Genomic DNA, 1081 nt, shown 5'->3' with positions numbered 1-1081 from the left:
ATCCGTGAGAAAGCTACCGAAATCAAATATCAGGGGGGTCAAATTTGGACGCCGATTACCCCAATACCGGGGTCAATTTTGCATGCCGGTTCACAAATCCTGATCTTCTCTTCCGCTGAATACTGTTTACGGGTCTTCCGCTTGATGCCTCTGACCAGCTTGTCAGCGGCATCCTTGCTTGTTCCGGATTTCTTGTTCATCTTCGCTCCTTGATGGCTTCGATGAACCAGAAATCCTCCGTTGCTCAAACCCCTAAATCTGTCCGATAGGTGCTGACTTCAGACAAACGCGAAGGTTCGCCTCGACAAGATCAAGAGCGCTCTGCTGGCCGAACTACGAAACGAGTTGTCAGAGCCAACCTACATCAATGAATTTATCCGTGCCTACAATGAGGAACGTCGAAAACTCAGCGCAGCCGACAAACCTGACAGGAAGAAGCTTGAACGCACGGTCGCAGAAGCCAACAAGCTGTTCAAGCGCCGCATTGAGCTCTTCGAGATGGGTATTCTGGAGGGTGCCAAAGGCGAGGCTATGTTGACCGAGGCGAAAGAACGCCTTTCTGCGGCCAAGATGGCACTGGCCGGCCTTGAGGCGACAGAGAAAGCTTTGGAGTTCAAACCGGCAACAGCAGCCAGATATATTTGTGCTCTGAATGAAATGATCACCTCAATGCAATCGAATGACGGTTGTCCGAACCCGAAAGCACGTGACGCCGTACGCCGTTTGATCTCGGAGATCGTTGTCTCTCCGGCTGAAGAAGGCGGCGTGCCGGTCGAGGTCAAGGGGCGGCTCAGAGCCTTGGTTTCAGACCGTTCGAAAAAGGTGGGGGGGGGTTGGTGGTAGCGGAGGAGGGACTTGAACCCCCGACACGCGGATTATGATTCCGCTGCTCTAACCAACTGAGCTACTCCGCCAATGTGAGTAGCGATTTAAGGGAGGGGCTCCAGAGGGTCAAGAGGGAAAAACACGCGCTACGCCAAATATTTTGTCTGAAGTCAGCACCTATCGGACAGATTTAGGGGTTTGAGCAACGGAGGATTTCTGGTTCATCGAAGCCATCAAGGAGCGAAGATGAACAAGA

General features: G+C 52.5%; 2 protein-coding genes and 1 tRNA gene. 2 read left to right on the top strand and 1 reads right to left on the bottom strand.

Annotated elements, in window-relative coordinates; genetic code table 11:
* Positions 1–213, top strand: a 213-nt coding sequence (locus F3H26_RS19805) for a hypothetical protein (RefSeq protein ID WP_223162599.1), incomplete at its 5' end; no start/stop codon positions are given.
* Between the two features lie 132 nt (positions 214–345).
* Complete coding sequence (locus tag F3H26_RS19305; RefSeq protein ID WP_149777579.1) at positions 346–843, top strand: hypothetical protein; 498 nt, start codon at positions 346–348, stop codon at positions 841–843.
* Here F3H26_RS19305 and F3H26_RS19300 read toward each other — a convergent pair.
* A tRNA-Met gene (locus F3H26_RS19300) sits at positions 838–914 on the bottom strand. The two genes, F3H26_RS19305 and F3H26_RS19300, sit on opposite strands and share 6 nt — an antisense overlap.
* Positions 915–1081 lie beyond the last annotated feature (167 nt).

The organism is Ruegeria intermedia, from assembly GCF_900129345.1.
GTDB classification, from domain to species: Bacteria; Pseudomonadota; Alphaproteobacteria; order Rhodobacterales; family Rhodobacteraceae; genus Ruegeria; species Ruegeria intermedia.
Note: the sequence above shows the minus strand (reverse complement) of the source record. Positions and strands in the feature narration are given on the sequence as shown.